Source organism: Pseudoalteromonas sp. BZB3 (assembly GCF_040104455.1).
Classification (GTDB): domain Bacteria; phylum Pseudomonadota; class Gammaproteobacteria; order Enterobacterales; family Alteromonadaceae; genus Pseudoalteromonas.
This window is the reverse complement of record NZ_JBECOS010000003.1, coordinates 45,735-72,181: the sequence shown is the minus strand read 5'-3', so window position 1 is coordinate 72,181 and position 26,447 is coordinate 45,735. Positions and strand designations below refer to the sequence as shown.

23 protein-coding genes and 1 pseudogene are annotated in these 26,447 nt (G+C 42.0%); 15 read left to right on the top strand and 9 right to left on the bottom strand.

The annotated features are described in order from the left end of the window. Positions 1-11: 11 nt before the first annotated feature. The gene (locus ABMY35_RS03720; protein WP_349285067.1) at positions 12-2,582 is read left to right on the top strand and encodes a M14 family zinc carboxypeptidase; all 2,571 of its coding nucleotides are present in this window, start codon (positions 12-14) and stop codon (positions 2,580-2,582) included. 56 nt (positions 2,583-2,638) lie between these two features. Here ABMY35_RS03720 and ABMY35_RS03715 read toward each other — a convergent pair whose 3' ends face one another. From ABMY35_RS03715 to ABMY35_RS03700, 4 genes are all read right to left on the bottom strand, one after another. Continuing rightward, on the bottom strand, positions 2,639-3,391 hold the full coding sequence (locus tag ABMY35_RS03715) for a DM9 repeat-containing protein (RefSeq protein WP_349285066.1): 753 nt from the start codon (positions 3,389-3,391) through the stop codon (positions 2,639-2,641). Positions 3,392-3,473: 82 nt separating this feature from the next. Next, positions 3,474-3,953 carry a DUF3299 domain-containing protein gene (locus ABMY35_RS03710; protein ID WP_138628404.1) on the bottom strand — a complete coding sequence of 160 codons (480 nt, stop codon included), beginning with the start codon at positions 3,951-3,953 and terminating at the stop codon, positions 3,474-3,476. A gap of 15 nt (positions 3,954-3,968) precedes the next feature. Beyond that, positions 3,969-5,357, bottom strand: a complete 1,389-nt coding sequence (locus ABMY35_RS03705) for an ABC transporter permease (protein WP_349285065.1) — start codon at positions 5,355-5,357, stop codon at positions 3,969-3,971. Beyond that, positions 5,354-6,031, bottom strand: a complete 678-nt coding sequence (locus ABMY35_RS03700) for an ABC transporter ATP-binding protein (protein WP_349285064.1) — start codon at positions 6,029-6,031, stop codon at positions 5,354-5,356. The genes ABMY35_RS03705 and ABMY35_RS03700 overlap by 4 nt, the downstream gene beginning before the upstream one ends. Before the next feature lie 224 nt (positions 6,032-6,255). On the opposite strand from ABMY35_RS03700, the gene ABMY35_RS03695 reads away from it, so the two are divergent. Next, positions 6,256-7,356, top strand: coding sequence for a phosphoribosylaminoimidazolesuccinocarboxamide synthase (locus tag ABMY35_RS03695; RefSeq protein WP_349285063.1), 1,101 nt, complete (start codon positions 6,256-6,258; stop codon positions 7,354-7,356). Between the two features lie 258 nt (positions 7,357-7,614). Then, on the top strand, positions 7,615-9,930 hold the full coding sequence (locus tag ABMY35_RS03690; RefSeq protein WP_349285062.1) for an EAL domain-containing protein: 2,316 nt from the start codon (positions 7,615-7,617) through the stop codon (positions 9,928-9,930). A gap of 46 nt (positions 9,931-9,976) precedes the next feature. On the opposite strand, the gene ABMY35_RS03685 is transcribed toward ABMY35_RS03690, so the two are convergent. Then, positions 9,977-10,720, bottom strand: coding sequence for a glycosyltransferase family 25 protein (locus tag ABMY35_RS03685; RefSeq protein WP_349285061.1), 744 nt, complete (start codon positions 10,718-10,720; stop codon positions 9,977-9,979). A gap of 61 nt (positions 10,721-10,781) precedes the next feature. Beyond that, entirely contained in the window at positions 10,782-11,786 is a 1,005-nt protein-coding gene (locus tag ABMY35_RS03680; RefSeq protein WP_349285060.1) for a glycosyltransferase family 9 protein, read from the bottom strand. Positions 11,787-11,858: 72 nt separating this feature from the next. On the opposite strand from ABMY35_RS03680, the gene ABMY35_RS03675 reads away from it, so the two are divergent. Then, on the top strand, positions 11,859-12,692 hold the full coding sequence (locus ABMY35_RS03675; protein ID WP_349285059.1) for a sulfurtransferase: 834 nt from the start codon (positions 11,859-11,861) through the stop codon (positions 12,690-12,692). Between the two features lie 25 nt (positions 12,693-12,717). On the opposite strand, the gene ABMY35_RS03670 is transcribed toward ABMY35_RS03675, so the two are convergent. Beyond that, a complete protein-coding gene (locus ABMY35_RS03670; protein WP_349285058.1) occupies positions 12,718-13,050 on the bottom strand; it encodes a DUF5522 domain-containing protein in 333 nt (110 codons plus the stop codon). A 27-nt stretch (positions 13,051-13,077) separates the two neighbouring features. Between ABMY35_RS03670 and ABMY35_RS03665 the strand changes: the two genes are divergently transcribed. Continuing rightward, complete coding sequence (locus ABMY35_RS03665) at positions 13,078-13,416, top strand: hypothetical protein (protein ID WP_349285057.1); 339 nt, start codon at positions 13,078-13,080, stop codon at positions 13,414-13,416. A gap of 70 nt (positions 13,417-13,486) precedes the next feature. Here ABMY35_RS03665 and ABMY35_RS03660 read toward each other — a convergent pair whose 3' ends face one another. Next, positions 13,487-14,455: a class 1 fructose-bisphosphatase gene (locus ABMY35_RS03660; RefSeq protein ID WP_138560505.1), complete on the bottom strand. Its 969-nt coding sequence runs from the start codon at positions 14,453-14,455 to the stop codon at positions 13,487-13,489. Between the two features lie 322 nt (positions 14,456-14,777). On the opposite strand from ABMY35_RS03660, the gene ABMY35_RS03655 reads away from it, so the two are divergent. The 3 genes from ABMY35_RS03655 (at position 14,778) to ABMY35_RS03645 (ending at position 17,864) form a co-directional block, all read left to right on the top strand. After that, positions 14,778-17,204 (top strand): zinc-dependent metalloprotease, encoded by a 2,427-nt coding sequence (locus ABMY35_RS03655; protein ID WP_349285056.1) that lies wholly within the window; start codon positions 14,778-14,780, stop codon positions 17,202-17,204. A 166-nt stretch (positions 17,205-17,370) separates the two neighbouring features. Then, on the top strand, positions 17,371-17,559 hold the full coding sequence (locus ABMY35_RS03650) for a hypothetical protein (RefSeq protein WP_349285055.1): 189 nt from the start codon (positions 17,371-17,373) through the stop codon (positions 17,557-17,559). Positions 17,560-17,660: 101 nt separating this feature from the next. Beyond that, complete coding sequence (locus ABMY35_RS03645; protein WP_349285054.1) at positions 17,661-17,864, top strand: hypothetical protein; 204 nt, start codon at positions 17,661-17,663, stop codon at positions 17,862-17,864. Between the two features lie 45 nt (positions 17,865-17,909). On the opposite strand, the gene argE is transcribed toward ABMY35_RS03645, so the two are convergent. Beyond that, entirely contained in the window at positions 17,910-19,061 is a 1,152-nt protein-coding gene (gene argE / locus ABMY35_RS03640; RefSeq protein WP_349285053.1) for an acetylornithine deacetylase, read from the bottom strand. A gap of 187 nt (positions 19,062-19,248) precedes the next feature. Here argE and argC point away from each other — a divergent pair, with 187 nt between their 5' ends. From argC to ABMY35_RS03605, 7 genes and pseudogenes are all read left to right on the top strand, one after another. After that, positions 19,249-20,262 (top strand): N-acetyl-gamma-glutamyl-phosphate reductase, encoded by a 1,014-nt coding sequence (argC, locus tag ABMY35_RS03635; protein WP_349285145.1) that lies wholly within the window; start codon positions 19,249-19,251, stop codon positions 20,260-20,262. After that, a complete protein-coding gene (gene argB / locus ABMY35_RS03630) occupies positions 20,259-21,038 on the top strand; it encodes an acetylglutamate kinase (RefSeq protein ID WP_138478388.1) in 780 nt (259 codons plus the stop codon). Before argC ends, argB begins: the two co-directional genes overlap by 4 nt. Positions 21,039-21,047: 9 nt before the next feature. Then, entirely contained in the window at positions 21,048-21,968 is a 921-nt protein-coding gene (locus ABMY35_RS03625; protein WP_138478390.1) for an ornithine carbamoyltransferase, read from the top strand. Positions 21,969-21,978: 10 nt separating this feature from the next. Then, positions 21,979-23,187, top strand: a complete 1,209-nt coding sequence (locus tag ABMY35_RS03620) for an argininosuccinate synthase (protein ID WP_349285052.1) — start codon at positions 21,979-21,981, stop codon at positions 23,185-23,187. 23 nt (positions 23,188-23,210) lie between these two features. Beyond that, positions 23,211-24,572, top strand: a pseudogene (argH, locus tag ABMY35_RS03615) (argininosuccinate lyase); the annotation flags it as partial. A gap of 305 nt (positions 24,573-24,877) precedes the next feature. After that, positions 24,878-25,057: a hypothetical protein gene (locus ABMY35_RS03610; RefSeq protein WP_349285051.1), complete on the top strand. Its 180-nt coding sequence runs from the start codon at positions 24,878-24,880 to the stop codon at positions 25,055-25,057. A gap of 844 nt (positions 25,058-25,901) precedes the next feature. Further along, the gene (locus ABMY35_RS03605; RefSeq protein WP_349285050.1) at positions 25,902-26,396 is read left to right on the top strand and encodes a hypothetical protein; all 495 of its coding nucleotides are present in this window, start codon (positions 25,902-25,904) and stop codon (positions 26,394-26,396) included. Positions 26,397-26,447: the final 51 nt, after the last annotated feature.

Sequence of the window (26,447 nt, the reverse complement as noted above, 5' to 3'; positions counted from 1 at the left end):
GGGAAGTAGGCATGAAAATACAATACGCGTCGTATCAAGACACCATCGATTTTTTACAAAAAGCGATGAGTGAACATCCGCATTTAATTCGTTTGCAAAGTATCGGTGAAACCTGGGAGGGCAGGCCCATTATGCTGGTTACTTTGTCATTGGATGTCACCTATGCGGATGACAAACCCGCGTTATTGTATACGGGCACCATTCACGCACGGGAATGGATAGGGAATGAGTTAGCGATCAAGTTTATTCAGTATGTTATAGACAACTATCGCTTTAACCCTAAGTTACAAACAGCGTTAACACGAAACACGCTGTATATGGTGCCCTGCCTAAACCCCGATGGTTTTGAATACTCGCGGAATCACTTTTCATTTTGGCGTAAGAACCGCCGCAATAATGGTGATGGCACTTTTGGGGTTGATCTTAACCGCAACTTTGACGCTAAATTCATGCGTAACAGCAATACGCAGTCGAACACTTATGGTGGTCCACATGCATTTTCAGAGCCTGAAACCTGTGCCATCCGTGACTTCGTCGAAAAGCGCAGCAATATTTGTATTGCCCTTGATTACCATTCACAGGGGAATGTGTTCTTTCCGGCCCATAAGTTTAATCACGAAGTTGAGATTGAAGGCACAGATTTAAATGTGTTGTGTGCCAACATGAATAACGAGATTAAAAAAGTCACGGGGCGCCAGTATGGTATTCATCGTGGCAAGCCGCCTGCACAGCTGATCCAGGGTAGCGGCCGCGAGTATTATTATCGCAAAGGGATTATCGCCACAGTTGTTGAGGTAGGTACCCGTAACATACCTGATTATATGAAGAATATGGCGCAGAGTGTGGCCGAGAATATTCCAGCGGTTGCCTATGCGTTGGGTGAGGCGATTAACTATTCAAACCTTGCGCCTGCAAGAGTACCTGACTTCACCATAAAGCAAGTGGGTCACGATAGCGTGGAGCTTGAGTGGGAATATGAACAGCGCGAAGATATTTATTTTGAATTGTATCGTGCTGAACACAATAAAAGCCCCTGTAATGAAGCTAACTTAGTGGCAATTACCAAGTCATTGTCATTCACCGATACACAACTTGAAAGCGGACAGTTTTATTTTTACAACATCCGTGCTGTCGATAAAGTCACTAAAATTAAATCGCCGTTTAGCCCTGAGCTGCGTTTAAAAACCTTATTGGCAGAGCATCAATGTAGCCGCACATTGTTCCCAGCCAAAGAGCAAGTTGGGTATTTAAGTGCTAACTATCAACAAAAGGCACGTGAACGCTTTGGTTATAATTCGATGTTTATTGGTGTCGATAAAAAGCGTGGCACGAGCGTGGGGGTCGTGGTATTCGATTTGGCGAATATTCCAGAAGGCTCACATATCGATCGGGCAGAGTTTTTCTTATATCCGATGAATCGGGTGAATGCGAAAATAGAGAAGTATGGTGAATGGTCGATATCGGTGCTCGATCCAAATCAAATCGATAATATCTATGACTACAATGCCATTTGTGAAGCACCTGCTTTGCATACGCTGGGGGAGACTATTGAGTCTGATAAAATGACCCAAGGTATTTGGCTAAAATGGTCGTTTAATGGTGTCGAGCGAGATTTGATCTCTCAACTTTTAGACGATCAAAAACTGATCTTACGCTTACAAGGGCCAACCAGTTTGCCACTAGGTAATGACTCGCAAGTCATGCAATTCGACATTGGTTATGGGCCATTTGGCAGCGGCTTACACTATCGTCCTAATTTAGAGTTGGTCTATCAATTACCAGAGCAAAGCTTAAAACTGACGCCAAACAGCTGTAATACTATTTATCAAGAGAAAGTGATTGCGGATAGCTTATGTTCAGGTTTCGACGACCAAGGTGAAATCGTCTACGGGCAAATGGCGTTTGAGCATCAACACGAGTTAGAGCCAGAAAAAACCGTGTTCACCCAAGCTTGCTTAACCTTGTACAGCCAAAACTCAATGCCATCGAGCAAAGACGTACGCTTTACCGTGGAGCTGGTGGAGTTAAAAGACGTCGACTTTAAACACGTTAAGCAGCGTCAGAAAATCGAATATATCGGCTACGAAGTGAGTAACGCCCAGCTTAAAGAGCGCACTGCCCATGATTTTATGTTCGACAGCTATAGCTTGAAAGAGCTGGCGCGTTTGCATAAAACACAAACCCCATATTACTTTGTGATCCGCGCTACCGCTGAATCTCAAGCTAAAAATGCGTTAATTGAGTGGAGTAATGCAGAGCTGAATATTCGCTACATAAAGCGTCGTAATCAAGCTTTACCCGCACCGACTGAGTTACAAGCACAGGTTGAAAATGGAGTGGTCAAACTGACTTGGCAAAATCCAGATAGTGATGATTTTGTTGGCTGTTTTGTGGTGCGAAATTGCTTCCACCCACCGCGTTCTCCGTTTGATGGCGTAAAGCTTTACGGTGGCCCAGATGAATATACGCTCGATAATTTCGGTAACCCTGATATTGCTAAATATTATGCGGTGTTTAGTTACGACCATGCGCCAAACTATTCAGAGCCCGCGGCAGTGTATTATTTGGTTAAGCAGCTTTAGACTAATTTCATAAACCTGTTGCAAGCTTTTAATTAAAGCTTGCAACAGGCTTTATTTTAAGGGCAGAGTCTACCAGCTCTGAAACAATCATCATATGGTGGATCTATAGGTGTTGAACCACCACCATTACCACCACCGCTTTTATTTGGTGCTACTAAAATCCACGCATGATTATATGCATATGGATATGAACCTGCAGTTATAGAAGGTAAAAGAGCACCTATTTCAACAGCCGCCGTATCTCGCTTGTTTCTCCCTAAACCAATATAACATCTATTGTGGCTTGGGATGTATTTACCCAAAACTCTATATCTGTATCGGCCAGCATATTCACTTTCTGCGATACAATGGTAAGAATAATTCCCGGCATCCCAACCACCAGCTGTGACTTCATCTCCTTTTAGCTTGTAATTCTTGCCTATCTTTCTCCATGAATAATCATAGTCTTGTTGTAAAACCAGATATTCACTATTTCGCCAGTTTTTACCTTTCCATTCTACATAGCAGTAACCATCAGCATCTAATTTCCCTGGCACTTTTCTAGATGTGTTGTCTACACAAACACCATACTCGCCAGCGCGATCAGGGTGGTTTAAATTACCCATCTCAAAAGGGTAGAAGTCTGGCCATGTAAGAGGAGAATTCCATACGTCTTTTTGGCCTGGAGCTAATTGAACAGAATGTCTAGCGTGATAAAGGTCGAACTCTGCCTGAGATGATTTTACATAACTCCCAAAGACAGCAGAATTAGCGTTCAAAGAAATGAAGCTAGCTGCAGCGAAAGCTGCAAATGTTATTGTTTTTTTCATTAAATATTATCCTTATATGTTTATGGCTTTGGAAAAAGCCATAAACAGTCTACTCTCTTGTCCCTAAAATGTAAATTTCAAGTTAAAGCTCAAAAGGTGCCACACCCACTGCTTGCATGGTGTAACCGGTTTGCGCTAATTCGCCACTCCAAGTTTCGACTTTGATAATCCCAGTGACTGTGATGGCATCATATAGGCTTTCGATTGGTACACCATTTTTGATCTTTACATGAACGATTTGATTTGGTGGCGGTGGTGGCACGTGAATACATGCGCCGAAATATGGCACCAATAAAAACTCGGTGATCACTTCACTGTCACCTTCAAGGGGCACTACAAAGCCCGGTAAACTCACCGACTGACCATCTAATGCTTTTACCACCGGGGCGTCTAAATCTGGTTGCACCCAGTTTTGATCTGCGCCATCGTGGCTGGCTGCATCTTGGTTGCTAATTTGCACATGACCTTGTGGGATTAAGTCTTCCCAAAAAATTTCTTTCGGGGCTTGGGCAAAACTCAGTGCACTAAAGCACAAAGCAAAGCAGAGCGAAAATAATTTCATACTTAAAATGACCTTTTAAATTTTAATACTCATGCCGTCGCTGAGTGAATAATAATAGGCGCGCAGTGCAGGGAAGAGTCCCATCACAGTGCCAGCGAGCATAATAGCGCCCAATAGAGTAACTTCATAGCTACTGAGCATAGAAAGCGACAAGCTAATACCAAATTGAGCCTGTAATACAGGTTGCGCTAGCAAGATTGCCACAAAGAATAATGTCGTGCCGAGTAGGCAACCGAGTAGCGTGATGATCACCGCTTCACTGGTTAGCAAACTAAAAATATGCCAAGGGCGAGCGCCAACTGAGCGTAGAATGGCCAGCTCACGACGTCTTTGATTGAGCGTCGCGAGTAAAGTCGTCAGCATACCGAGCAAGCTGATGATGACCACCACGATTGAAAACAGCAATAAGATCTTTTCAACAATATCTAACATGCCCCACAGTTCGCGCAAGGTGACGCCGGGCATAATGGCCAGCAGTGGCTCGCCTTTATATTGGTTGATATTACGACGAACTTGCAAAGTATAAAGAGGTGAATCAAAACCCATTAGAAACGCAGTGATTTGCTTTGGCTCACCAATTAAATCGCCTGGCTCACTCTCAACTGGCTGGTGGGTCTTATGCCCATGCTCGCCATGACTATGGTCGTCATGCTCATGGTCGTCATGTGAGTGATGATCTTCATGTTTATGCTCATCATGAGAAAGAGCGGTTTTATTTGATGGTTTACTTAGTGGCTTTCTAATCATGCGCGGCGAAGCGTTATGACCAGAACCATGCATTTCATCAATGGCGATAAGTGGCACATGTACGGTGCGGTCTACGGGCGTGCCGGTTGGCTTTAAAATACCGACTATGGTCATTGGATTATCATCATGATGGTGAAAGCTGGTGTTACCCATACCATGAGAAATCACGATTTGTTCTCCGAGATGGTAGTTGAGCCTTTTCGCCACATCGCTGCCGAGAACCACTTCGCGGCCATTATGAAATGCGCGACCATGTTGAAACGCCAGTGTTTGTTTTTTTCCGTAACGGAAATGGGTGAAGTAGCTGCTATCTGTGCCTAATACCGCATGTCCTTTGTGACTGTCGCCAAGACTTATCGGGATGGTCCATGCCACACCACGTTGCTGTTTAATGTACTCATAGCTTTGCCACTGCACAGCATTATTTGCATGACCTATACGAAAGACACTTGAGAGCAACAGCTGTATGTCGCCCGTGCGTGCTCCGACAATTAAATCTGTACCAGAAATGGTATTGGCGAAGCTGCTTTTTGCTTCTTGTCTCACTCGTTCAATTGAGAGTAGCAGCATCACACTGATGGCGATGGTGAATAGAGTGAGGAAAACGCTCGATTTACGATTCCAACTACTTTTTAAGGCCAGAGATGCTAAGTTCATTGTGCCGCTCCGTTAATCTCATTCAAACTTACTTTTCTATCGAATAGCTGCGCCAAGCTGAGATCGTGACTGACGAATAAAATGGTGGCTTGGTATTTTTCTGCTTGGTTAAACAGGGTTTCAATAAAGGCTTCACGGCTGTCGGCATCAAGTGCTGAAGTTGGCTCATCGGCAATGATAAGCTCTGGCTGACCAATAAATGCCCGTGCAGCAGCCACTCGCTGTTGCTGACCGATACTTAATTCACTGACAGATTTAGCTTGTAGAGTGTGGTCTATCCCTAAATTTTCTAGCAAGCTAATAGCGCTTTGCTGTAAAGACTGGGTGAGTTTGCTTTTTCGCATTTTAGAGTATTGGCAGCCAAGCATGACGTTCTCAATGGGGTCTAAAAATGGCAGCAAATTAAAGTTTTGAAAAATAGTCCCAATATGATCTGCCCTAAATTGATCTCGTTTTGCAGCTGAAAGTTGACGCATTTGCGTATCTAAAATTTTAATATCACCCGCTTGAATGGCATTAATACCTGCTAATAATCCGAGCAGGGTCGATTTACCACTGCCACTTGGGCCGTGTAAAAATATTCGCTCGCCTTGGCTAATTGTTAACTTAGCAATATCTAGGGTAGGTGCGGGGTGTTTAGGCCAGCTAAATACGAGGTTGTTTATCTCAATCATAATGGGCTCAATAAACTAAAAACACTGTGATGGTATAACAGTTTTCTCATCGGCTAAACTCTGCTCGGTTTAATTACCAAAATTCAACGATAAACCCCACATTTAACAACATAAGAGTTCGGGTTTAGTTTGTGATTTAAGGGTCTTGCGATTATTATATGCACTTCTAACCCCCTCATATTTTTTGCACCCCTTAGCAAGGTGCATCCGGCCTTGGAGTAATAATGAGTAGCTACAAAGTTTTAGAAGTGAATGATGATCTACCGATCCGCACAAAAGGTGCCGTTCACAGTGGTAAAGTTCGTTCAGTTTATTGGTTAACCGACGAAGACAGTGCGCGTTTAATCGAAGAAAAAGGCTACGATGTACCTAAAGGTACAGAGTTGGCGATCATGGTAATCTCTGATCGTATTTCTGCGTTTGACTGCATTTGGCAGGGCGAAAATGGCTTAAATGGCGTACCTGGTAAGGGTATTGCACTTAACAGCGTGGCATCACACTGGTTTAAGTTATTCGATCAAGCAGGCCTTGCGGGTAACCACATTGTAGACATTCCACACCCTTATGTGTGGATCGTGCGTAAAGCAAGCACAGTGCGTGTTGAAGCGATTGCGCGTCAGTACATTACAGGCAGCATGTGGCGTGATTACAGTAAAGGCGTGCGCAACTTCTGTGGTATTGAGTTACCAGAAGGGCTTGAAGCGAACCAGAAGTTAGACGAAGTACTGATCACTCCGTCTACAAAAGGCATTATCACTGACGTACCAGAAGTACCACCAGTGGATGATGTAAACATCACTCGTAAAAACATCACAGATAATCTAGCTGCATTTAACTTCAAATCAGAAGCTGATGTGGCTCAGTACGAAAAGCTATTAACTGAAGGTTTTGCATTGATCAGCAAAGAACTTGCTGATCTTGATCAGATATTTGTTGATACCAAGTTTGAGTTTGGCTATGTAGAGCAAACTGATGGCACTGAGCAGCTTATCTACATTGATGAAGTTGGTACGCCTGATTCATCTCGTATTTGGGATGGTCCATCATTTCGTGATGGTAAGGTAATTGAAAACTCGAAAGAAGGTTTCCGTCAGTTACTAATCAATAACGTGCCAGACAGTGATGTATTGCTTAACAAAGGCAGAATGCCAGAGCGTGAGCAACTGGCGCAAGATTACAAGCTACCAGTCGATGTGATGATGTCAGTATCAGACACTTATGTAGGTATCGCGAGTAAGATTGTAGGTCAAGAGCTAATCATTCCTACAGATCCTCGTGCAGAAGTAATTGCTATCCTTGATAGTGAATATGGCCTTATCGATTAAAAAGTGAGTTGAAGCCCCTTAAAGGCTAAGACCTAAAGCTATAAAATCTTCAGTCTGATAATACTAAAAACTTGTATTATCAGGCTTTATTCTCAAAATCCTTGCAATTAACAAGGTTATCCCTTTATCTTTACTAAGATCTCGGTCAATGAATTTAAGGCAATATTGGTCTATATTCATAACCAACTCTGAATTCTAATTTTCACTGCGTAAATTGTTGTGGCTAATGTTTAGTAAGCACCGTGCAAAAGGAACATCATGAGCACCACTTTAAAACAACGTATTATTTTACTGTGTGTCGGGCTTGTATTGCTTACGGCAATCACAAGCTTAGCGAGCTTTTGGTGGTCGACCAATCAATATAATGACAAACAAGTACAACAGGGTATTAAAGTTGCGCAAAATGTTTATCAACAATACCTGAAAGCCAAAGAGCGTTTATTAGTAACCGCATCTACGGTACTGACTGCAGACTTCGGCTTCAAGCAAGCTGTGGCGAGTCGAGATCAAGAAACCATTCAAAGCGCGTTGTTTAATCATAGTAACCGAATAGACGCCGATATCATGCTGTTGATGGATCTAAAAGGCAATGTCATTGCGTCTAACAAAGAGGGCTTGGTATTACCTAAAAACAGCCAACAACTCATGAAACAATTACTAGGTAATGGTAAAGAGTCGACCTTCATAGTGATTGATAACCAACTTTACCAAGCAATCATTCTGCCAGTAAAAGCACCACGCACCATTGCATTGAGTGTGGTTGGTTTTGCTGTCGATGAGGCGATAGCAACAGAGCTTAAAGAATTAACGGGTGTTGAGATGAGTTTTATTTCTCACGCTACGGGTCTAAAAGCGAGTTCAATAGAGCTACCAAATGGACAAAGCGATCTACTAGCCTTCATTCATGGGCAGACAACAACACGCTGGCTTTCTGATTACCCTGTTTTTATTAGTGCAGAAGTGCCTTTACCTGCTTTATCGAGCAATCCTATTAGCGTTATCCTCAGTGCAAACCTAACAGAGCAATATGATGAATTTGATCAGCTAGTATTAAGCATCATTTTATTGTCGTGCGGTACTATAGTGCTTGGTTTCTTAACCAGCGGCTTTTTAGCAAATAACTTGACGACCCCACTTCAGCATTTGACTGAGATGGCAAAGCGCTTCTCAAAAGGGGACTATAGTGCGGGTTTAACGGATCATAGTCCAAGTAAGGAGATCTGTGAGTTAGTAGATGCTTTCCAAGAAATGGGTGAAGACATTCAAGCTCGTGAGAAGCAAATTCGCTTTCAAGCTCAGCACGATCACTTAACAGGTTTTTACAATCGCACAGCTGCGTTAGAGCGTTTAACTGAAAAGCTTTCTAGTAATCCAACCTTATACCTTGTTGCAATAGATATTCGTGGTTTAAGGCATATTAATGACAAATTAGGTCCCAGAGTAGGGGATGACTGTATTCGTGCAGTTGCTAAGCGAATTGAAGAAGTTACTGAAGACTTTAATGGTTTGCATGCACGTATTGGTGGTGATGAGTTTTTAGTAGTGATGAACCCCGCCGAAGGGAGTACGGTTGAGCAATGTATCGCTAAGCTTAATAAAGCCCTAGTTAGAAGTTACATGATCAGAAACTTAGACATAGCGCTGCGCTTTAGCATGGGGGTGGTGATCTATCCTCAGCAAGCGGGCAACCCTGAAGATCTTGTACGTAGGGCACTGATCGCTGTTGATACTGCCGCACAGGATGGTCATGAAATTTATTATTATCGTGATGGCGAAGATGAAGAGCACCTTGCAAGACTTAAACTAATAGATGAATTAAAACAAGCGCTGAGTAATGACGATGGGCAATTATTTATGGCCTATCAACCTAAGTTAAACTTAAAAACACAGCAAATTGATAAAGTTGAAGCGCTGATCCGTTGGCATAAGCCTGATGGGCAATGGGTCTCTCCAGAGTTATTTATCGACCTCGCTGAGCAGTCTGGCTTGATTGTCGAATTAACCCAGTGGGTTGTGTCTACTGTTGTTAAGCAGGTTGCCGAGTGGCAGCAGCAAGGCGTCACAATGAAAGCGGCGATTAATGTGTCAGCGCAGGATATTGCCCATGATGATTTTTTCCCACATTTAGAGTCTCAATTAGCGCTTTCTAAAGTGCCTCCTGCATTAATCACCATTGAGCTCACTGAGCGAGACATGATAGAAAATGAAGAGAAAGGTATCGCCGCGCTTAAGGCTCTGAAAGCATTGGGTGTGATGATTTCTTTAGATGACTATGGGGTTGGGCAAACCTCACTCGGGCGCCTTAAAATGCTACCTATCGATGAGTTAAAGCTTGATAAGGTATTTATCTTAAAACTCGACGAGTCTCAGCAAGATCAACACATTGTACAATCAACGATTACACTTGGGCATCAGCTTGGCTTTTCAGTCGTTGCTGAAGGGGTAGAAAACCTAGCGTCTCTAAAATTACTTGACCAAATGCAGTGTGATTATGCGCAAGGATACTACTTAAGCAAACCGCTTCCATCGACTGAGTTTTTAAATTGGTTGGTGGATTATCATAAGGCAGGTTAAATTTTTGAGTGATGTTTAAAATAAAAAACGAGCTGAGGCTCGTTTTTTATTTTGGAGCGATGCTTTTAATATCGGCAGATATTTTCTTACGCTGAAAATACATGTCTTTACGATGGCGGAAGTTTCGCCAAAAAGTACTTCTATTCGAATGACGACCGTTATTACTTGTTGCAATATCACTAACAAATGATAAATCTTCATCAATAGGATAGGGCTTAACGCCGGTAATGTTTAAAGCCACTTCGCTATGAAATTGAATGTCTACATCAACCGCTCTAAAAAAGGGTCTTCTTTTCAGTAGTTTGTTCGCACCATCAAGACTAATAGCGTAACCATGAGTGCAGTTAGGTACTTTTAAATAGTTACCTAGTGTTAATGTATCACTAAGTTTTACTTCATCAATAAATGGGTTTGCACAGTTATCAGACAGTTTCACTAAATCCCAATTTCTTAGTTTACCGATTTGTTCAATAACATCGACGAGATGTGGTTCGATTTTAAGATCGTCTTCTAGCACGATGCAAAAAGGGATTTGCTCATCGCGCATTTTTTCCCAAATACGCATATGACTAATGTAGCAACCAATTTCACCCGGTGTCATATTTCTATGATGGCGTTTTAAGTTTAGCTCTGAGCTGTACCAAGAAGCGACTTCTTGCTCTGAGAGTGCTTTCCCAACAGTGGCTTCGAAACGTGTGCCTTCAAGACCGATAGCTTGCAATCGAGTTGATGTGGTGTGCCATCTTTCGATGCTACTGGCCATGTTGATGATGAAAATAGGAGGCTGCATAGTGAATTTTCTTATTTATTTCTGTGCTCAGATAATATCAATGCTTCTTTGTCTATGGAAGTTATATGATTTGGAAACAAAGCTGGACAATATTTTCTGGGTTAATATCTTGAACTAGAAGACTGTCGTTGAGTTGTAAGCTGTGTTCAGCCGTTGCTGCGATCACATTAGGCGTTTTTGGTACAACCAAAGACCAAGGGCTAGTGCCTTGCCCAACAATGGCTACGCATGGTGTTTGTACTGCCGCTGCCATATGCATTGGGCCAGAATCAATGCTTATTAGTAAATCTAACGCAGCAATATGATCGACTAAATCCGTCAGCGAAGTTTTCCCTGTTAAATCTGTGCAAGTCATATTCAAGCTATTTGCGTATTCAAACAGCTTTAGGTTGTCAGCTTGTTCCGATTTATCGCCAATCAGAATTAAGTTAGGCAAGTACTTTTCATTAAGCAACGTGACCACTTGTTTTGCTTGTTCAACTGGGTAGTGGCGTGCACCTTTGTTTTTTCCACCAAAATACAAACCAATAATTGGCTTGTCGTTATTAACGGTGGTGCTTTCAATCTCTCGATAAGTTAATTTGGGAATATTAAACTGCTCAAAACCGTTACCATGTGTTTCGTTAATTAAACGGCAATATCTTAGCAAATAATGGTGGTTCACATTTAAATTTAGTGGGTGGCTTAGTAGTGGCTTTCGGCCATTTTGAGCGTAGCCAATGACTGTTTTAATGCCTGCAAGTTTAGCCAGTAGTGCTTCAGAAAATGAACCTCTAAACAACACAGCCATTGAAAATTGAGTTCGTTTTAGCTTTTTGGCAAGTGAAAATACCGAAAGTTTGGCTTCACTATAACGTTCATCTGTAACTACTTTGATGTTGTAAAACTCATCGCGCACAAATAGCTCAGCCATATAAGGCCGAGCTAAAAGATAAATTTCATTGTCAGGGTAGAGTTTTCTGATTAGCTCGATAGCAGATAGAGTATTGATTGCATCGCCAATAAACTTTGGTAGTACGACTAAAATAGGACCTGAAATAGCTTCTTTTTTAATAGCGTTAACCATAGCGATTGTATTGTACTTGTGAAAATTGCCGTCTAGTATAGCCTGATTGATAGGTCCTTTGGGAGGGTAAGGATGAAAAACATCAAGTCTTGTGAGTGGTTACAAGAAAACCTTGAACGCGTCCATGTCTTCGATGCGGGTATAGTGAATGCCGGTGAAAAGGGAGCATATTGCCCTCAAGCAATCATTCAGGGTGCTAAACGATTTGATATTAAAGGTGCGCTATGTGAACCAGAAGCAAAGCTTTCAAGCACCATGTGTGGTGCGCAGCAGTTTCAGGCAGAAATGCGCCAGCTAGGTGTAAATAACACTGACACTGTGATTGTTTATGATGACAAAGGCCTATTTAGTGCTGCACGTGCTTGGTGGATGTTCAAAAGCATGGGCTTTGACGAGGTGTATGTACTCGATGGTGGCTTAGTGCGTTGGCTTGAATTGGGTTTGCCTACTCAGGCTGAGTACAGTCAAGCTAAAACCATCGGTGATTTTGTCGCTAACCCAAGAGCTGGTTACTTTATCGATAAGCAAGTGGTTCTCAATGCCATGGACGATCCTAATACCTTATTGCTTGATGCACGCAGTTACAAACGTTTTACAGGCGACGAGCCAGAGCCAAGAGCGGGTATGGTTTCTGGGCATATTCCGAACAGCAAAAGTATGCACTATGCGAGTGTGCTCGATGAAAGCAAATGCCTGAAACCAATCTCTGAATTACATGAAAGGTTGAAAACTTTGGGCGTCGAAGGTAAGTCTCTGCAGTTTAGCTGCGGCTCGGGCATAACAGCTTGTATTTTGGCCATGATAGCAGAAGAATGTGGTTATCAAGATTTAGCTGTGTACGATGGCTCATGGTCAGAGTGGGGCAATGCCGAAAATAGCCTACCCATAGAAACCGGCGAAGTATAAGTGACTACTTAACCTGAGCTCAGGTCTATTTATAAGGGCAATGGCGACAGCCGTTGCCACAGCACTTACCTCGTTTTAAGTGTGCCCAACGACTCATCACGAGCAAGCCATTTTCCATATCATAATCAATGCCTTCAATAAAATTAGTGTCGTTTTGATAAGGTCGTGCGAGCGCAAGCTGCTCTTTAATAGATTTGCTTTTAATACCTTGTATGTAAGTCCTAATATTTTTTATTAAACAAGGTCGGCACACGCAGCCAGATGACTTGGAAATAGGTAGAATATTTGGCAGTGTCATACACCAGCAATTAGTATCGGCACTACATTTTAGAGTTTGCTGGCATTGCTCGCAGTTCATGAATACATTCGAATAAGAGAAATTTACATGAATAATAACATGACTCACCTTGAGTCCGTTAAAGCCATCGTGCACTTTAGTGAAAAGCGTTCAGAGGCCTTTTCAGTCTTACTTGCTGCCTCGCAGTCAGAGGTTGTCTACTTCGTTAGTAACCAAGATGTTTTAGCTGTATTAGATAAAGTGCTGAGTAAGCAGTTAGATATTGATGAATTAGAAATGTGGGCACAGTTACTCGATATGCGAGAAGACATCGATACACAACAAGTGGAAGGCGTGTTGTATGCATTGAGTAACCCCGAACAGATGGGAGAGATTACTATGGAAAAGACTCAGCAATTGAGCAAATTGTTGAAAGCTAGAAGCTAGAAGCTAGAATTGTGAAAAAGTAAAAAAGCAGCCTAAGCTGCTTTTTTAATACGTAACACTTGAAGCAAGTTTATTTATGGTAAGCCAAACATGCTTCAACTTCATTCTTAGAACCAAGAATTACCGCAACACGCTGGTGGATGTCATTTGGTTGAATATCCATAATGCGCTCTTCACCTGTGTGCGCTAAACCGCCCGCTTGCTCGACCAGCATCGCCATAGGGTTTGCTTCGTACATTAAGCGAAGCTTATATGGTTTTTCTGGGTTTTTGGTGTCAGCAGGGTAAGTAAATAAACCACCACGGCATAGTACACGGTGTACGTCACCGACCATGGCTGCAATCCAGCGCATGTTAAAGTTTTTACCGCGAGGACCAGTATCGCCAGCTAACAAATCTTGAATGTAGTTCTTCATTGCTGGTTGCCAGTGACGCTGGTTAGACGCATTAATAGCGAACTCTTTGGTATCTTCTGGAATTTTCGCAAAGTCTTCAGTTAATAAGAAGCTGCCGTGCGTTTTATCAAGGGTGAAAATACGTGTGCCTTTACCAGTAGAAAGCGCAAGCGTTGTTGATGGGCCATATAGTACGTAACCTGCTGCAACTTGCTTGTGACCTGGTTGCATGAAGATAGCAGGATCAGCTGGATCTGAATCTTTAGGCGCTTCCATGATTGAGAAAATTGTACCAACCAGTGAGTTGATATCAGTGTTTGAAGAGCCATCAAGTGGGTCAAACGCGACGATAAAATCAGCGTCAGGGTTGCCCGCCACCGTGTAGTCTTCTTCTTCAGATGCAATCGCTTTTACATAGCCAGACTCTAATAAGATGTCTTTTAAAAGCTGGTTAGACAGTACATCAAGCTTCTTTTGAGTTTCACCTTGAATGTTCTCGTCTAATGTTGAACCTAATACGCCAGAAAGTGCGCCTTGGCCAACACGGAATGAAATTTCTTTACAAGCCGCAAGGATAGTGCGGATCAATGAAACTAACTCTCTAGAACAACCGTCTTCAATTAACACCGGAGGAAGTCTACGCATAGTAAATAGTCCTGATAACGTTATGGTCGCAGCCAAGTATAGTGTGAGAGGAGGCTGCGTGCCGCGCTGAATTTTGTCTTAAATAGCTGTTAAACAGATTGGATAAATTATACTGTAATGTTTATACCAATTTTATTAAATGCATGAACATTCTAGCGAGCTAAATAACTCTGTAACTTCGTTAAAAATTTCTTATATAGAACAACTATATGTCGTAATTTTTGCCTTGCTACAGTGCTATTTTTCGACGCAATAATTGCTCATTGCTTCAATGCAATTGGTATAGCAACCACTTAAAACCTCTAATAACAAAGATAAGATTATGCGAAAAATTGGATTTTTACCTGTCATATTCTCAGCTTTGCTGGGCACTATGATAACCCAAGCGCACGCCGCAATTAAGTCTATTGATGAGTTTACTGAAAAGTTTAATCATTTTCCGGGTCATTACTCCTTTTATGCCGACACGCAAAGCGGCAAAATTTACCTTGATGTTGATAAGTTCAAGCAGCCATTTTTACTGCAATTTAGTTTGCCATATGGTGTAGGCTCGAATGATATCGGCTTAGACAGAGGCCAATTAGGCGGTACGCATATCGCGCAATTTGAACGCTTTGGCGACAAAATCATGCTTCGCGCCTTACATACTTACTATCGTGCGAGTTCAAGCAACGCTGCTGAAAAGCAAAGTATCAATGAGGCGTTTGCTTCAAGTATTTTGCAAGGCTTTAAAGTTGTTGCTAAAGACAGCGACAGCGTTTTGATTGATTACACACCTTACTTGTTATCAGACGTTCACGGTGTGAGTCGCACACTAGCAAATCGTAAACAGGGTAGCTTTAGCCTAGATACTTCACGCAGTGCGGTATTTATGCCTCGCTCAAAAGCATTCGTAGATAACACGGAACTTGAAGCCGTGTTGACGTTTAAGGGCAGCAAGCCGGGCAAGTATGTTCGTCAAGTCAGTGCAGACCCATATGCAGTGACAGTTCACCAGCATCACTCTTTAATTAAACTACCTGATGACGAGTATCAGCCTCGCCAATTCCATGCGCAATCTGGATATTGGAGCATTGAGCACAAGGACTACTCGGCTCCACTGAGCGAGTCTATGCTGGTGCGTTATATTCCTCGTCATCGTTTAGCGAAAAAAGATCCAACGGCTTTGCAAAGCGAAGCGGTTGAGCCGATTGTGTATTACCTTGACCCAGGTGTTCCTGAGCCAGTTAGAACTGCACTATTAGATGGTGCACGCTGGTGGGAGCAAGCATTTGAAGCGGCCGGCTATAGCAATGGTTTCCAAGTGAAAATTTTACCAGAACATGCCGATCCTATGGATGTTCGCTACAACGTGATCCAGTGGGTGCACAGAGCTACACGTGGTTGGTCGTATGGCTCGTCAATTATTGATCCGCGTACGGGTGAGATCATCAAAGGTCACGTCACATTAGGCTCATTACGTGTGCGCCAAGATATTCTAATTGCAGAAGCACTGGCTGCGCCTTTTGTGAAAGGTGATGAAGTAAACGCACATTTACAGAATATGGCCCTTGATCGTATTCGTCAGTTGAGTGCCCATGAAATTGGTCATACGCTGGGTATTGCACATAACTTCTCGGCGTCTATTAAAAACAGAGCGTCAGTAATGGATTATCCGCACCCGTTGGTTGGTTTTGATGCACAAGGTCAGCTAGATATTTCTAAAGGCTATGCCAAAGGTATGGGCGATTGGGATATTCAAGCGGTGAAATATGGTTATAGTGATTTTAGCGGAAAAGACGAAGTAGCTGAGCTTGCTAATATCATCACTGAAAATCACAACAAAGGTTTAGAGTTTATTTCTGACCCTGATGCGCGCCCGCAAGGTGGTGGTCACCCAACTGCGCATTTATGGGATAACGGTGAAAACCCAGCCGCAGAATTACTGCGTGTGCTCGATATTCGTCAGCAAGCGTTAAACACATTCGGTATTAATAACATTAAAACTGGTGTTGCCCTGTCTCAATTAGAAGAGAAATTAGTACCTCTGTTTTTATTTCATCGCTACCAAGTTGAGTCAGCTGTGAAACTTATCGCAGGTATTGATTATGATTATGAGGTGCGCAGTGAACGTGCTGTTAAAGGTGCACAAATTGTAGATAAAGCGACACAGCAGCAGGCATTATCGGCGATGCTGAGAACCCTTGAAGCTGAGCAGTTGATGATCCCAGAGAGTATCTTAGCGTTGATCCCGCCTAAAGCATATGGTGAGCGTAAAACCCGTGAAAGTGTTTATGGCCGTACAGGCTTAGCCCTTGATGCTATGGCGCTACCGGAAGTGGCAGCAAACCATAGTTTAAAACTGCTATTAAACGCTGAGCGCTTAAATCGTTTATCGCAGCATGCTGCCAGAGACAACAAAAACTTTGGTTTGAGCGACCTAATGAATACGCTATACAGCAAGGTATTTGAAGCGGATAGTGCAGCAGGTATGGCACAAAAACTAACCCAACGCGTGCAATTTTTAACAGCGGCACGACTGGCCAAGTTAGCCAGTTCAAATAAAGTTGAGCCAGAAGTACAAGCGCAGTTACGCTTTCAACTAATGCGAGTAGCGAAACAATTTGATCAAAGATCGCTATTTAGCAGCGTGAGTGAAGACACGGCATTTAGACATGATCTTGCACGTCAAGTGAAAGCGTTTTTAGAATCAGGTAAATGGCCTGAAGGCTTTGCAGCATTAAAAATGCCGCCGGGTTCGCCAATTTAACCTTCATTTTAAAGAGCGCAAATAAGCGCTCTTTTTTTTACATTCTTTTACAGTTAAGTAGTCATTCTGTTTACTTGAGAAATATTCAATTAATATCTTGCTAGCTTGTCCCCTTTTTGATAGTTTCTTTTTTGACCTTGAGTCACACTTAATAAGGAAAGTCACTATGAAATTGAAGTTAAACAAAAAGAAAGTAAAAAACTTAAGCTTAGATAACTCACAAGCTGTTTTAGAAGCAACGCCGCAAATCGCAGGTGGTGTGCCTGTGTTTGTAAAAACTGAGGTTTGCCATACAAACCCTTGCATCACAATTACTACTTTACCGCCGAGCTACAGAAACGATTGTTTATCTTAATAAACGTAAGTTTTAGAAAATTACTCTATTCATCATTGGTCCTGATGTTATGTAAATAACTCATGCAGAGGTACCAAGCCTACTCATTTAAGGAAAATAAAATGAAACTTAAACTAAACAAAAAAAGCGTAAAAAACCTTTCAAAAGACAACAAAGCACTTCCAGTAAATGCAACTCCAGCGGTCGCGGGCGGTGTTAATACCCTACGATGCATCACTGACACAGGCTCAATCGTGTGTGATAGACCAACAACTTACACATTTAGTATCGAGATTTGTAGAACAATTCCATGTGACATCATGTAATTGAGCATACTATGATAAAAGCCACCTTCGGTGGCTTTTTTAGTTTTAGAAACACAATTTATGAATTAGCTTTGTGATCTTCTCTTGTGATGGTTTGATTTTCTCCATTGCTAAAAACTCATCTGGCTGGTGGGCTTGTTCGATAGAGCCAGGGCCCATAACAATCGTTTCACAGCCAAGTTGCTGTAAAAATGGTGCTTCAGTACAGTAGTTCACAGCAATGGCTTGCTCTCCAGAAACCACTTCGGCCAGTTTTACCAAGGCGCTGTCAGTTGTGCCTATAAAGGCCGGAATAGGATCATGCAAGTCGATAACCGCGACGCTATTTGGGTATTCATCATTAATAGGTTTAACCGCTTCTAGCAATAATAATTGCAGCTCTTGAATACTCAGCCCAGGCAGTGGACGAATGTCTAAGTGCAATTCACAGCAGCCACAGATACGATTGGCATTATCTCCCCCATGAATATGCCCTAGATTTAGAGTGGGGTAGGGTATTGTAAAATGCTCAATTGAATATTTATTCTTTAAAGTGTCTTTTAGTTGCAACAGCTTTGCAATAATCTTATGCATCACTTCAATGGCATTTAAACCACGTGCAGGATCAGAACTATGACCCGACTTACCCGTCACACGAATGGCGGTACTCATGTGCCCTTTATGGGTGAATACAGGCACCATATCAGTCGGTTCACCGATGACACAAAATTCAGGTTTTAAGCTTTGATGTTTCGCCACTTCTTGTGCGCCTGCCATTGTGGTTTCTTCATCTGCGGTGGCGAGGATCATAATGGGTTTAGCTTGTTTCGCATCTTGTGCGTCAAGTCGCTTAATGGCTTCAATCACAAATGCAAAAAAGCCTTTCATATCAATTGAACCTAGACCAAATAATTTGTTGTCGACTTCACTAAGTTTAAATGGATCATAACTCCAGCGGCTGTCATCAAAAGGCACAGTGTCTGTATGCCCAGCTAACATCAAACCGCCTTCACCTTCGCCACGTTTGGCCAGTAAGTTGAATTTACCCGGCGCGCTTTCAAGTTCTGTAATCTCAACCTGAAAGCCTAAATTTTCACACCAAGCTGCTAATAATTCTATGGTGGAGTAATTGCTCATATTGAGCTGTGGATCGAGTGCACTAATAGAAGGCTCGGCGATAAGTTGCTGGTACATATTAATAAAAGCGGGAGTGGTCATATCAGTCCAAAATATTTATTCAAAATGTTTGCATAATAATTTATATGTGTTTAGTATGAATATCAATTCACTTTTTAAGCATAAATATAAATCGAGGCTAAGATGCGACGACATACATTCAACACTTTTTAAATAATGCCCATGAGGCCCGAAACGGAACCAAATTTTTAGAGATTTTTTTACTATGTTGAATGTAACCATTATTGGCGCTAGCGGCTATAGCGGCGCCGAATTAGCCAGTTTAATTGCCAAACATCCCAACTTCTCCCTTGCTGGATGTTTTGTGTCAGAGCAAAGTTTAGACAAAGGAAAGCTCCTGAGTGACTTGTATCCAGAACATGCCTCTTTGCTCGACACGCTTCTTTTACCTCTTAATGAACAAGCCTTTATTGATATCGAAGCAAATGCTGACTTCGTTTGCCTGTGTACAGATCACAAAGTCAGTGTAGAGCTCGCGCCTAAGTTTTTAGCTATGGGCAAAAAAGTATTTGATTTATCAGGCGGCTTTAGACTTAAAAACCCCCAAGATTACGACAGCTTTTATGGCTTCACGCACCAATCACTAACCTGGCTTGCACAAGCTGAATATGGTTTAGCAGAGTGGAATGCAAAGGGTATTTCACAGGCACAACTGGTTGCTGTTGCAGGCTGTTATCCAACGGCTGCGTTAAATGGTTTAAAACCACTTAAACAAGCCGATTTACTTGCGGACGATACCATTATTGTAAACGCGGTATCAGGTGTCACGGGTGCGGGTCGTAAAGCCAATATAGGTACCCAGTTTTGCGAAGTGTCTCTTGCGCCTTATGGTTTATTCAATCACAGGCATACGCCAGAAATTTCACAGTATCTGGGTCATTCAGTGTTATTCACCCCACACTTAGGTAATTTTGCTCGCGGCATTCTTGAAACTATTTATGTGAAGCTGAAGCCGGGTGTAAGTGAGCACCAGGTTAATGAAGCATTTCAGGTATTGGCCGACGAGCCGTTAATTCGTTTAAAAGGCAATAAGCAAATGCCTTCAATTAAAGGTGTGGCTAAACAGCCGTATGTTGATATTGGTTGGCAAGTACAAGGTGAACAACTGATCGTGGTGGTTGCCATCGATAACCTGTTAAAGGGGGCTGCTGGTCAAGCGCTTCAGTGTATGAATATCGCAGCATTGTTACCTGCTGAACTTGGCTTAAAAGGAGTGTCATGAAGATGCAAACATGGGTCATTAAAGTCGGTGGAGCGGTGTTAAACACGGAAGATGCAGCGATGGGACTATTTTCTGCAATTGCTGAGCTGACAAAAGTACAAATCGACAAGCAGTTTGTTGTGGTACATGGCGGTGGCGCGCTAGTTGATAAGTGGTTGTCAGAGGCGGGCTTTGCAACGGCTAAGCACCAAGGTCTTCGTATCAGCCCAAAGGAACAGATGCCTTATATAGTTGGTGCATTGGCTGGTACTGCGAACAAACAACTGAGTGGTCAAGCCATTAAAGCTGGTTTAAAACCTGTGGGTACTTGTTTATATGAAGCGGGTTTAATTGCTTCGCAAAAACTCAAAGCATTAGGTCAAGTGGGCGAGTGCCAACAGGGTGAAGCAAGTATTCTACCTACTCTGTTAGAGCTGGGCAGAACACCTATGGTGAGCTCAATAGGTATCGGAGTTGATGGTCAACTTTATAACGTTAATGCAGATGAAGCGGCGGCGGCGATTGCCGAGCAACTAGATGCTGAACTGATTTATATGACAGATGTAGAGGCGGTGCTTGATGCGAATAAGCAGCCTTTACATCAACTATCTGAACAACACATTGCAACTCTTATTGAAGAAGGAGTCATTGTTGGCGGCATGGAGGTCAAAGTGAAGACCAGCCTGCACGCTGCACAACACTTACGACGCGGGGTGTACATATCGAGCTGGCAGAAGCCAGAAAATCTTATTGCCTTAGTTCAAGGCATCCATGTCGGTACAAAAATTACACCTTAGGAAATAGCAATGACATCTCATTTTTTAACAGGATTAGAATTAAATAAAGCACAAGCGTTAAAACTATTATCGCTTGCACAAACCATCAAGCAGCAACCAAAAGAGTTTAACCAAGCCCTTGCAGGTCAATCTATCGTTACCTTGTTTGAAAAGCCGAGTTTACGTACTCGTGTGTCTTTCGATATTGGTATTAACCGTTTAGGCGGCCATGCGGTTTATCTTGATCAACAAAACGGTGCGATGGGCGGTCGTGAGTCGGTGAAAGATTTTGCCCTCAATATTGCCACTTGGGCTGATGGCATCGTGGCACGTGTTAATGCGCACAGTTCACTGCAAACATTGGCTGAGTTTTCGAGTGTGCCTGTAGTGAACAGTTTATGTGACCTGTACCACCCATGTCAGGCATTGGCTGACTTTTTAACACTCCAAGAAGTTTACGGTGACGTCAGTAAAATCAAACTCGCATATTTAGGTGAAGGTAATAACGTCACTCACTCTCTGATGTTATTAGCTGCAACATTGGGTACTGACTTTGTGGCGATTAGTCCAAAAGGCGCGTCACCAGATGCACAGATTTTAAAGCAAGCAGAACAACTGGCATTAGAGTCAGGTGCGTCAATCACTGTAAGCGATGACATAGAAGCAGCAACAGGTGCTGATGCCTTGTATGCAGATACCTGGGTGTCAATGGGTGACACGACACCACTTGAGCAAGTTAAAGCTAAATATATGCCGTATCAAATTAATCAGCAGTTGGTAGAACAATCTGGCGCAAGCACGATTCTACATTGCCAACCTGCGCACCGTGAGTACGAGATCACCTCAGAGGTGATGGACGGTGCAAATTCAAAAATTATTCAACAAGCTGAAAACCGCATGCATGCTCAAAATGCACTGCTGGTATCACTGTTAAATCCAAATTATGTGTAAGGGTAAAGTAATGAGCGAAATCAAAAAGGTTGTATTGGCATATTCTGGTGGCCTCGATACGTCAGCAATTGTTCCTTGGCTAAAAGAAAACTATGACTGTGAAGTTGTCGCCTTTGTTGCCGATGTAGGTCAGGGCGATGAAGAGCTAGTAGGTGTTGAGGAAAAAGCTTTAGCATCGGGTGCATCAGAGTGTCACATAGTAGATCTTAAAGAAGAAATGGTGAGTGACTATATTTACCCAACACTGAAAACAGGCGCAATCTACGAAGGCACTTACTTACTAGGCACGTCTATGGCACGTCCTATCATTGCTAAAGCACAGGTTGAAGTGGCTCGCAAAGTAGGTGCTGATGCGTTAGCTCACGGGTGCACGGGTAAAGGTAACGACCAAGTCCGTTTTGAATCTTGTTTCTCGGCATTGGCGCCAGATCTAAAAGTGATCGCGCCTTGGCGTGAGTGGGGTTTATCAAGTCGTGAGTCATTACTTGATTACCTGGCAGAGCGTAATATCCCATGTGCTGCTTCTGCGACAAAAATTTACAGCCGCGATGCCAATGCTTGGCATATTTCGCACGAAGGTGGTGAATTAGAAGATCCTTGGAACCAACCAAGCGATCAAGTTTGGACTTGGACAACAGCACCAGAGCAAGCACCAGATAAACCTGAGTTTGTTGCTGTATCAGTAGAAAAGGGTCAAATCGTTGCGGTTAACGGTGAGCGTTATAGCCCATATAAATGTTTAATGGAGTTAAATAAACTCGCAGCGCCACATGGTGTAGGTAGAGTTGATATTCTTGAAAACCGTCTGGTGGGCATGAAGTCTCGTGGTTGTTATGAAACGCCAGGTGGCACAGTCATGATGGCTGCACTGCAAGCAATCGATGAGTTAGTGCTAGATAAAGCAAGTCGTAAATGGAAAGAGGCACTCTCTTCTGAGTTTGCACATTTAGTGTATGACGGTCGCTGGTTCACGCCGTTAAAAGACTCAGTGCTAGCCGGAGCTGAAGCGTTAAGTGAAGTTGCAACAGGTGAAGTGATCTTAAAAATGTATAAAGGACAAGTGGCTGCTGTACAAAAGCAATCGGTAAATAGCTTATACAGTGAAGACTTTGCCACATTTGGTGAAGATGATGTGTATGACCAGTCGCATGCTGAAGGGTTTATTCGCCTATTTTCATTGTCGAGCAGAATTGCTGCATTAAACGCAAAGGCTAAGTAAGAGTTAAGTTCGGAGATTTCAGCATGGCACTATGGGGCGGCCGTTTTTCATCAGGACCTGATGAGGCTTTTAAACAATTTAATGATTCTTTGCCGTTTGATTACCAAATGGCGGAGCAAGACATTATCGGCTCAATCGCTTGGGCCGGTGCACTTCAACAAGTAAAGGTGTTAAGTGCACAAGAGCATACTGAGCTGGTTGCAGCTTTGAATGAGCTATTAAGCGAAGTACAACAAGATTTATCAGCTGTTGCGAGCGCTGGGTATGAGGACATCCATTCGTATGTTGAAGCTAAGCTGATAGACAAAGTAGGTGATTTGGCGAAAAAACTACACACGGGCCGCAGTCGCAACGATCAGGTTGCGACTGACTTTCGTCTTTGGAGTCGAAGTACAGCCGAACAAATTGTTGAAGCCATTCAGGCTTTAAAAGCTGAATTCGTCGCCCTTGCTGAACGTGAGCTTGGCACGATCTTACCTGGTTATACGCATTTACAGCGTGCGCAGCCTGTATTATTTAGCCATTGGTGTATGGCCTACGTTGAAATGCTTGAACGTGATGAGTCTCGTTTAAACGATGCCATTAGTCGACTAAATGTCAGCCCACTGGGCAGTGGTGCGTTAGCAGGAACTGCTTACCCGATTGATAGAGAAGCTTTGGCTCACAACCTTGGCTTTAGACATGCCAGCCGCAACAGCTTAGATGCAGTGTCAGATAGAGATTTTGTAGTTGAGCTTTTAAGTTGCGCAAGTCTTTCTATGATGCATTTATCGCGTTTCGCAGAAGATTTGATTTTCTATAACTCAGGTGAAGCTAGTTTTATTGAGTTGGCAGATAATGTGACTTCAGGTTCGTCGTTAATGCCGCAAAAGAAAAACCCAGATGCGCTGGAGTTAATTCGTGGCAAAACGGGCCGAGTCTTTGGCGCTTTTAGCGCCATGATGATGACACTAAAAGCTTTACCGCTTGCGTACAATAAAGATATGCAAGAAGACAAAGAAGGTTTGTTTGATGCTATGCCGACTTGGCTTGCCTGTATTCATATGGCACAAGCCTGCATTAAGGGTATCAAGGTAAATGGTGAAGCAACGTTAAAGGCAGCGAAAGGCGGCCATGCTAATGCAACTGAGCTTGCTGACTACCTAGTTGCTAAAGGTATTCCATTTAGAGAAGGCCACCATATCGTTGGGCAGCTTGTTCAGCATGCAATTGGTAAAGGTCATAATCTAGAAGATTTATCGCTTGATGAATTTCAGACAGTTTGTCCTGTAATTGCAGAAGATGTTTATCCTGTATTAGAGATAGATGCTTGTATTGCCGCACGGCAAGCGCTTGGTGGCACATCGTTGCCACAAGTGGAACAAGCAATTAAATATGCTAAACAGCAGGCAAAAACTAAGTAGTTATAAAGATTTAGTGGTTTTTAGAGTTCACTTTTTGGCATGTTAAGCCAACACTTTTTGAATCAAGCCACGACTTATTTATTTGAGTAAAGCTATAACTTATTAATTAAGCACCACTTTGATATCAAATTGGTGCTTTTTTGTTGCTTGTGAACATAAAATCAGCATTTAAGCAAGTTAACTGTAATGCCGTGTAATATTGGATCGATCATTGCTAAATAACTTTTAACAATAATTAAACGTCACTTTTGTGACTCTCTGTTTCACAGCGTAAATAAGGAAACATTATGTTAAAGGTAATTAAAACTTTAGTATCAAAACAACGTTCGGCTCAAAGCACTAGCCAAATCAATTCGCTTTCTGGTAAGGTAATTAAATCTGAAAAGTTTTTAGAGCAAATTACTGGTGCTCGCGGTGGTGGTCTTGTCGATAAAGATTATCGCCCAAAAGATAAAAAAGCTGATTAATTGCTTCAACTAACTCTCGTGGTGGATATATTCTTAACTCAATAAGCTTAGGCTTACACTTTGATACAATAATTCTAATAGGTATGGTTTTGGCTTTTTTGCTGAACTTATTCTTTTTTGTGTCTGGAATTAGTAAAAATATATCCCTCCTTTTAGCTTCCTTTCTAATGGCTGCGTCATACTTCACAAGTAATCATTTTATAAATTTATCTGCTGATAGAATGTATATGTATATCTCATGGATAGTATATGACATAGTCACTATAGGTATGATTTTATTTGCCCATAAGCTTTGGAAGCAAAAACTTTGTATTGCTGTTAAATATGTAATTTTTGGCCTTTCATTAAACGCTTTATTATGCTTGTTTATACATATTGATCTTCGGGTACTCTGGAACTCTGAGCCTTGGTGGTTCTGGTATTTCTATACATTAGCGATTAATACGATCGATGTGATCATGGTTGCAGCACTCATACTAGATCGAGACTTTTTAGGTATGAAATTTTTGAAAAACAAAATCTCAATCTATTTCTCTAAGAAGCAAAAAACACTTTCAACTTAATATACCATAATGGGTAATACAAAAAGAGATTACTTCTCCCGTTCAAGCTGTCTAGCCAATAAGACTGTCGTTGAAATAATATGCACTCGTTGTAATGAAAGGCTTGTATCGATAAGTAATAAAGTTTAACTTGTCTAATTGCAGTTAAATGGGCTTTATAGTTCCTTTGCGCCTTTTTCTATAGAGTTTATTACTTCGGGTTATGTATTACTGTGGTTACCCTTTTTTCCTCTGCTATCTTTTCTAGTTTTCTAGCCAACTTTGTCATTTGGAGCTTCTTAATGACGACCTTATTAAATTTTGTGAGGATGTCTGGCTGGCAATTCAAGAATATAGATAAAGCAAAATTAAAAGAACCATTACAGTTATCAACTATCATGTTCTTATCTTATTTTATTGGTAGTGTGATTGATTACTTCGTAAATTTGAAAGAGCTAATCTCTTATCTTTACCCCAATACTTACTTCCTTTTACTTGATATTTTAACTGTATTATTTATTTATAACTGTGTGAATACGCGTTCTGAGCAAGGCAAGATATGCAAAACTTATTTGCTTGTAGGCTTGTTGTGTAATTCACTACTTTTTCTAGTTATTCAAATAGAAGTATTTTTGGTCTTTGAGGGATTAAAATCTTACCAGCCATGGTGGCTTTGGTATGTTTTTGCAGTAGGGGTTAATACATTCGATGCCATGATGATTTTAGTCTTGTTATTACATAAAGATTTTCTCAAGCTCCACTTTCTTTTCAATCAATGTCAACTCCGCAATGAGTAACAGGTGGTTATGGATAATTACGGGATAATCTATTTTGGGGTGGAAATGGAT

What these genes read in the sequence shown, in the direction of transcription:
- ABMY35_RS03625 (WP_138478390.1), top strand. Translation starts at nt 21,048, where the DNA reads ATGACATCTCATTTTTTAACAGGATTAGAATTAAATAAAGCACAAGCG.
- ABMY35_RS03690 (WP_349285062.1), top strand. Translation starts at nt 7,615, where the DNA reads ATGAGCACCACTTTAAAACAACGTATTATTTTACTGTGTGTCGGGCTT.
- ABMY35_RS03650 (WP_349285055.1), top strand. Translation starts at nt 17,371, where the DNA reads ATGAAATTGAAGTTAAACAAAAAGAAAGTAAAAAACTTAAGCTTAGAT.
- ABMY35_RS03705 (WP_349285065.1), bottom strand. Translation starts at nt 5,357, where the DNA reads ATGAACTTAGCATCTCTGGCCTTAAAAAGTAGTTGGAATCGTAAATCG.
- ABMY35_RS03610 (WP_349285051.1), top strand. Translation starts at nt 24,878, where the DNA reads ATGTTAAAGGTAATTAAAACTTTAGTATCAAAACAACGTTCGGCTCAA.
- ABMY35_RS03680 (WP_349285060.1), bottom strand. Translation starts at nt 11,786, where the DNA reads ATGGTTAACGCTATTAAAAAAGAAGCTATTTCAGGTCCTATTTTAGTC.
- ABMY35_RS03700 (WP_349285064.1), bottom strand. Translation starts at nt 6,031, where the DNA reads ATGATTGAGATAAACAACCTCGTATTTAGCTGGCCTAAACACCCCGCA.
- ABMY35_RS03720 (WP_349285067.1), top strand. Translation starts at nt 12, where the DNA reads ATGAAAATACAATACGCGTCGTATCAAGACACCATCGATTTTTTACAA.
- ABMY35_RS03715 (WP_349285066.1), bottom strand. Translation starts at nt 3,391, where the DNA reads ATGAAAAAAACAATAACATTTGCAGCTTTCGCTGCAGCTAGCTTCATT.
- ABMY35_RS03695 (WP_349285063.1), top strand. Translation starts at nt 6,256, where the DNA reads ATGAGTAGCTACAAAGTTTTAGAAGTGAATGATGATCTACCGATCCGC.
- ABMY35_RS03660 (WP_138560505.1), bottom strand. Translation starts at nt 14,455, where the DNA reads ATGCGTAGACTTCCTCCGGTGTTAATTGAAGACGGTTGTTCTAGAGAG.
- ABMY35_RS03685 (WP_349285061.1), bottom strand. Translation starts at nt 10,720, where the DNA reads ATGCAGCCTCCTATTTTCATCATCAACATGGCCAGTAGCATCGAAAGA.
- ABMY35_RS03670 (WP_349285058.1), bottom strand. Translation starts at nt 13,050, where the DNA reads ATGAACTGCGAGCAATGCCAGCAAACTCTAAAATGTAGTGCCGATACT.
- argB (WP_138478388.1), top strand. Translation starts at nt 20,259, where the DNA reads ATGAAGATGCAAACATGGGTCATTAAAGTCGGTGGAGCGGTGTTAAAC.
- ABMY35_RS03665 (WP_349285057.1), top strand. Translation starts at nt 13,078, where the DNA reads ATGAATAATAACATGACTCACCTTGAGTCCGTTAAAGCCATCGTGCAC.
- ABMY35_RS03605 (WP_349285050.1), top strand. Translation starts at nt 25,902, where the DNA reads ATGACGACCTTATTAAATTTTGTGAGGATGTCTGGCTGGCAATTCAAG.
- ABMY35_RS03645 (WP_349285054.1), top strand. Translation starts at nt 17,661, where the DNA reads ATGAAACTTAAACTAAACAAAAAAAGCGTAAAAAACCTTTCAAAAGAC.
- ABMY35_RS03710 (WP_138628404.1), bottom strand. Translation starts at nt 3,953, where the DNA reads ATGAAATTATTTTCGCTCTGCTTTGCTTTGTGCTTTAGTGCACTGAGT.
- argE (WP_349285053.1), bottom strand. Translation starts at nt 19,061, where the DNA reads ATGACCACTCCCGCTTTTATTAATATGTACCAGCAACTTATCGCCGAG.
- ABMY35_RS03620 (WP_349285052.1), top strand. Translation starts at nt 21,979, where the DNA reads ATGAGCGAAATCAAAAAGGTTGTATTGGCATATTCTGGTGGCCTCGAT.
- ABMY35_RS03655 (WP_349285056.1), top strand. Translation starts at nt 14,778, where the DNA reads ATGCGAAAAATTGGATTTTTACCTGTCATATTCTCAGCTTTGCTGGGC.
- ABMY35_RS03675 (WP_349285059.1), top strand. Translation starts at nt 11,859, where the DNA reads ATGAAAAACATCAAGTCTTGTGAGTGGTTACAAGAAAACCTTGAACGC.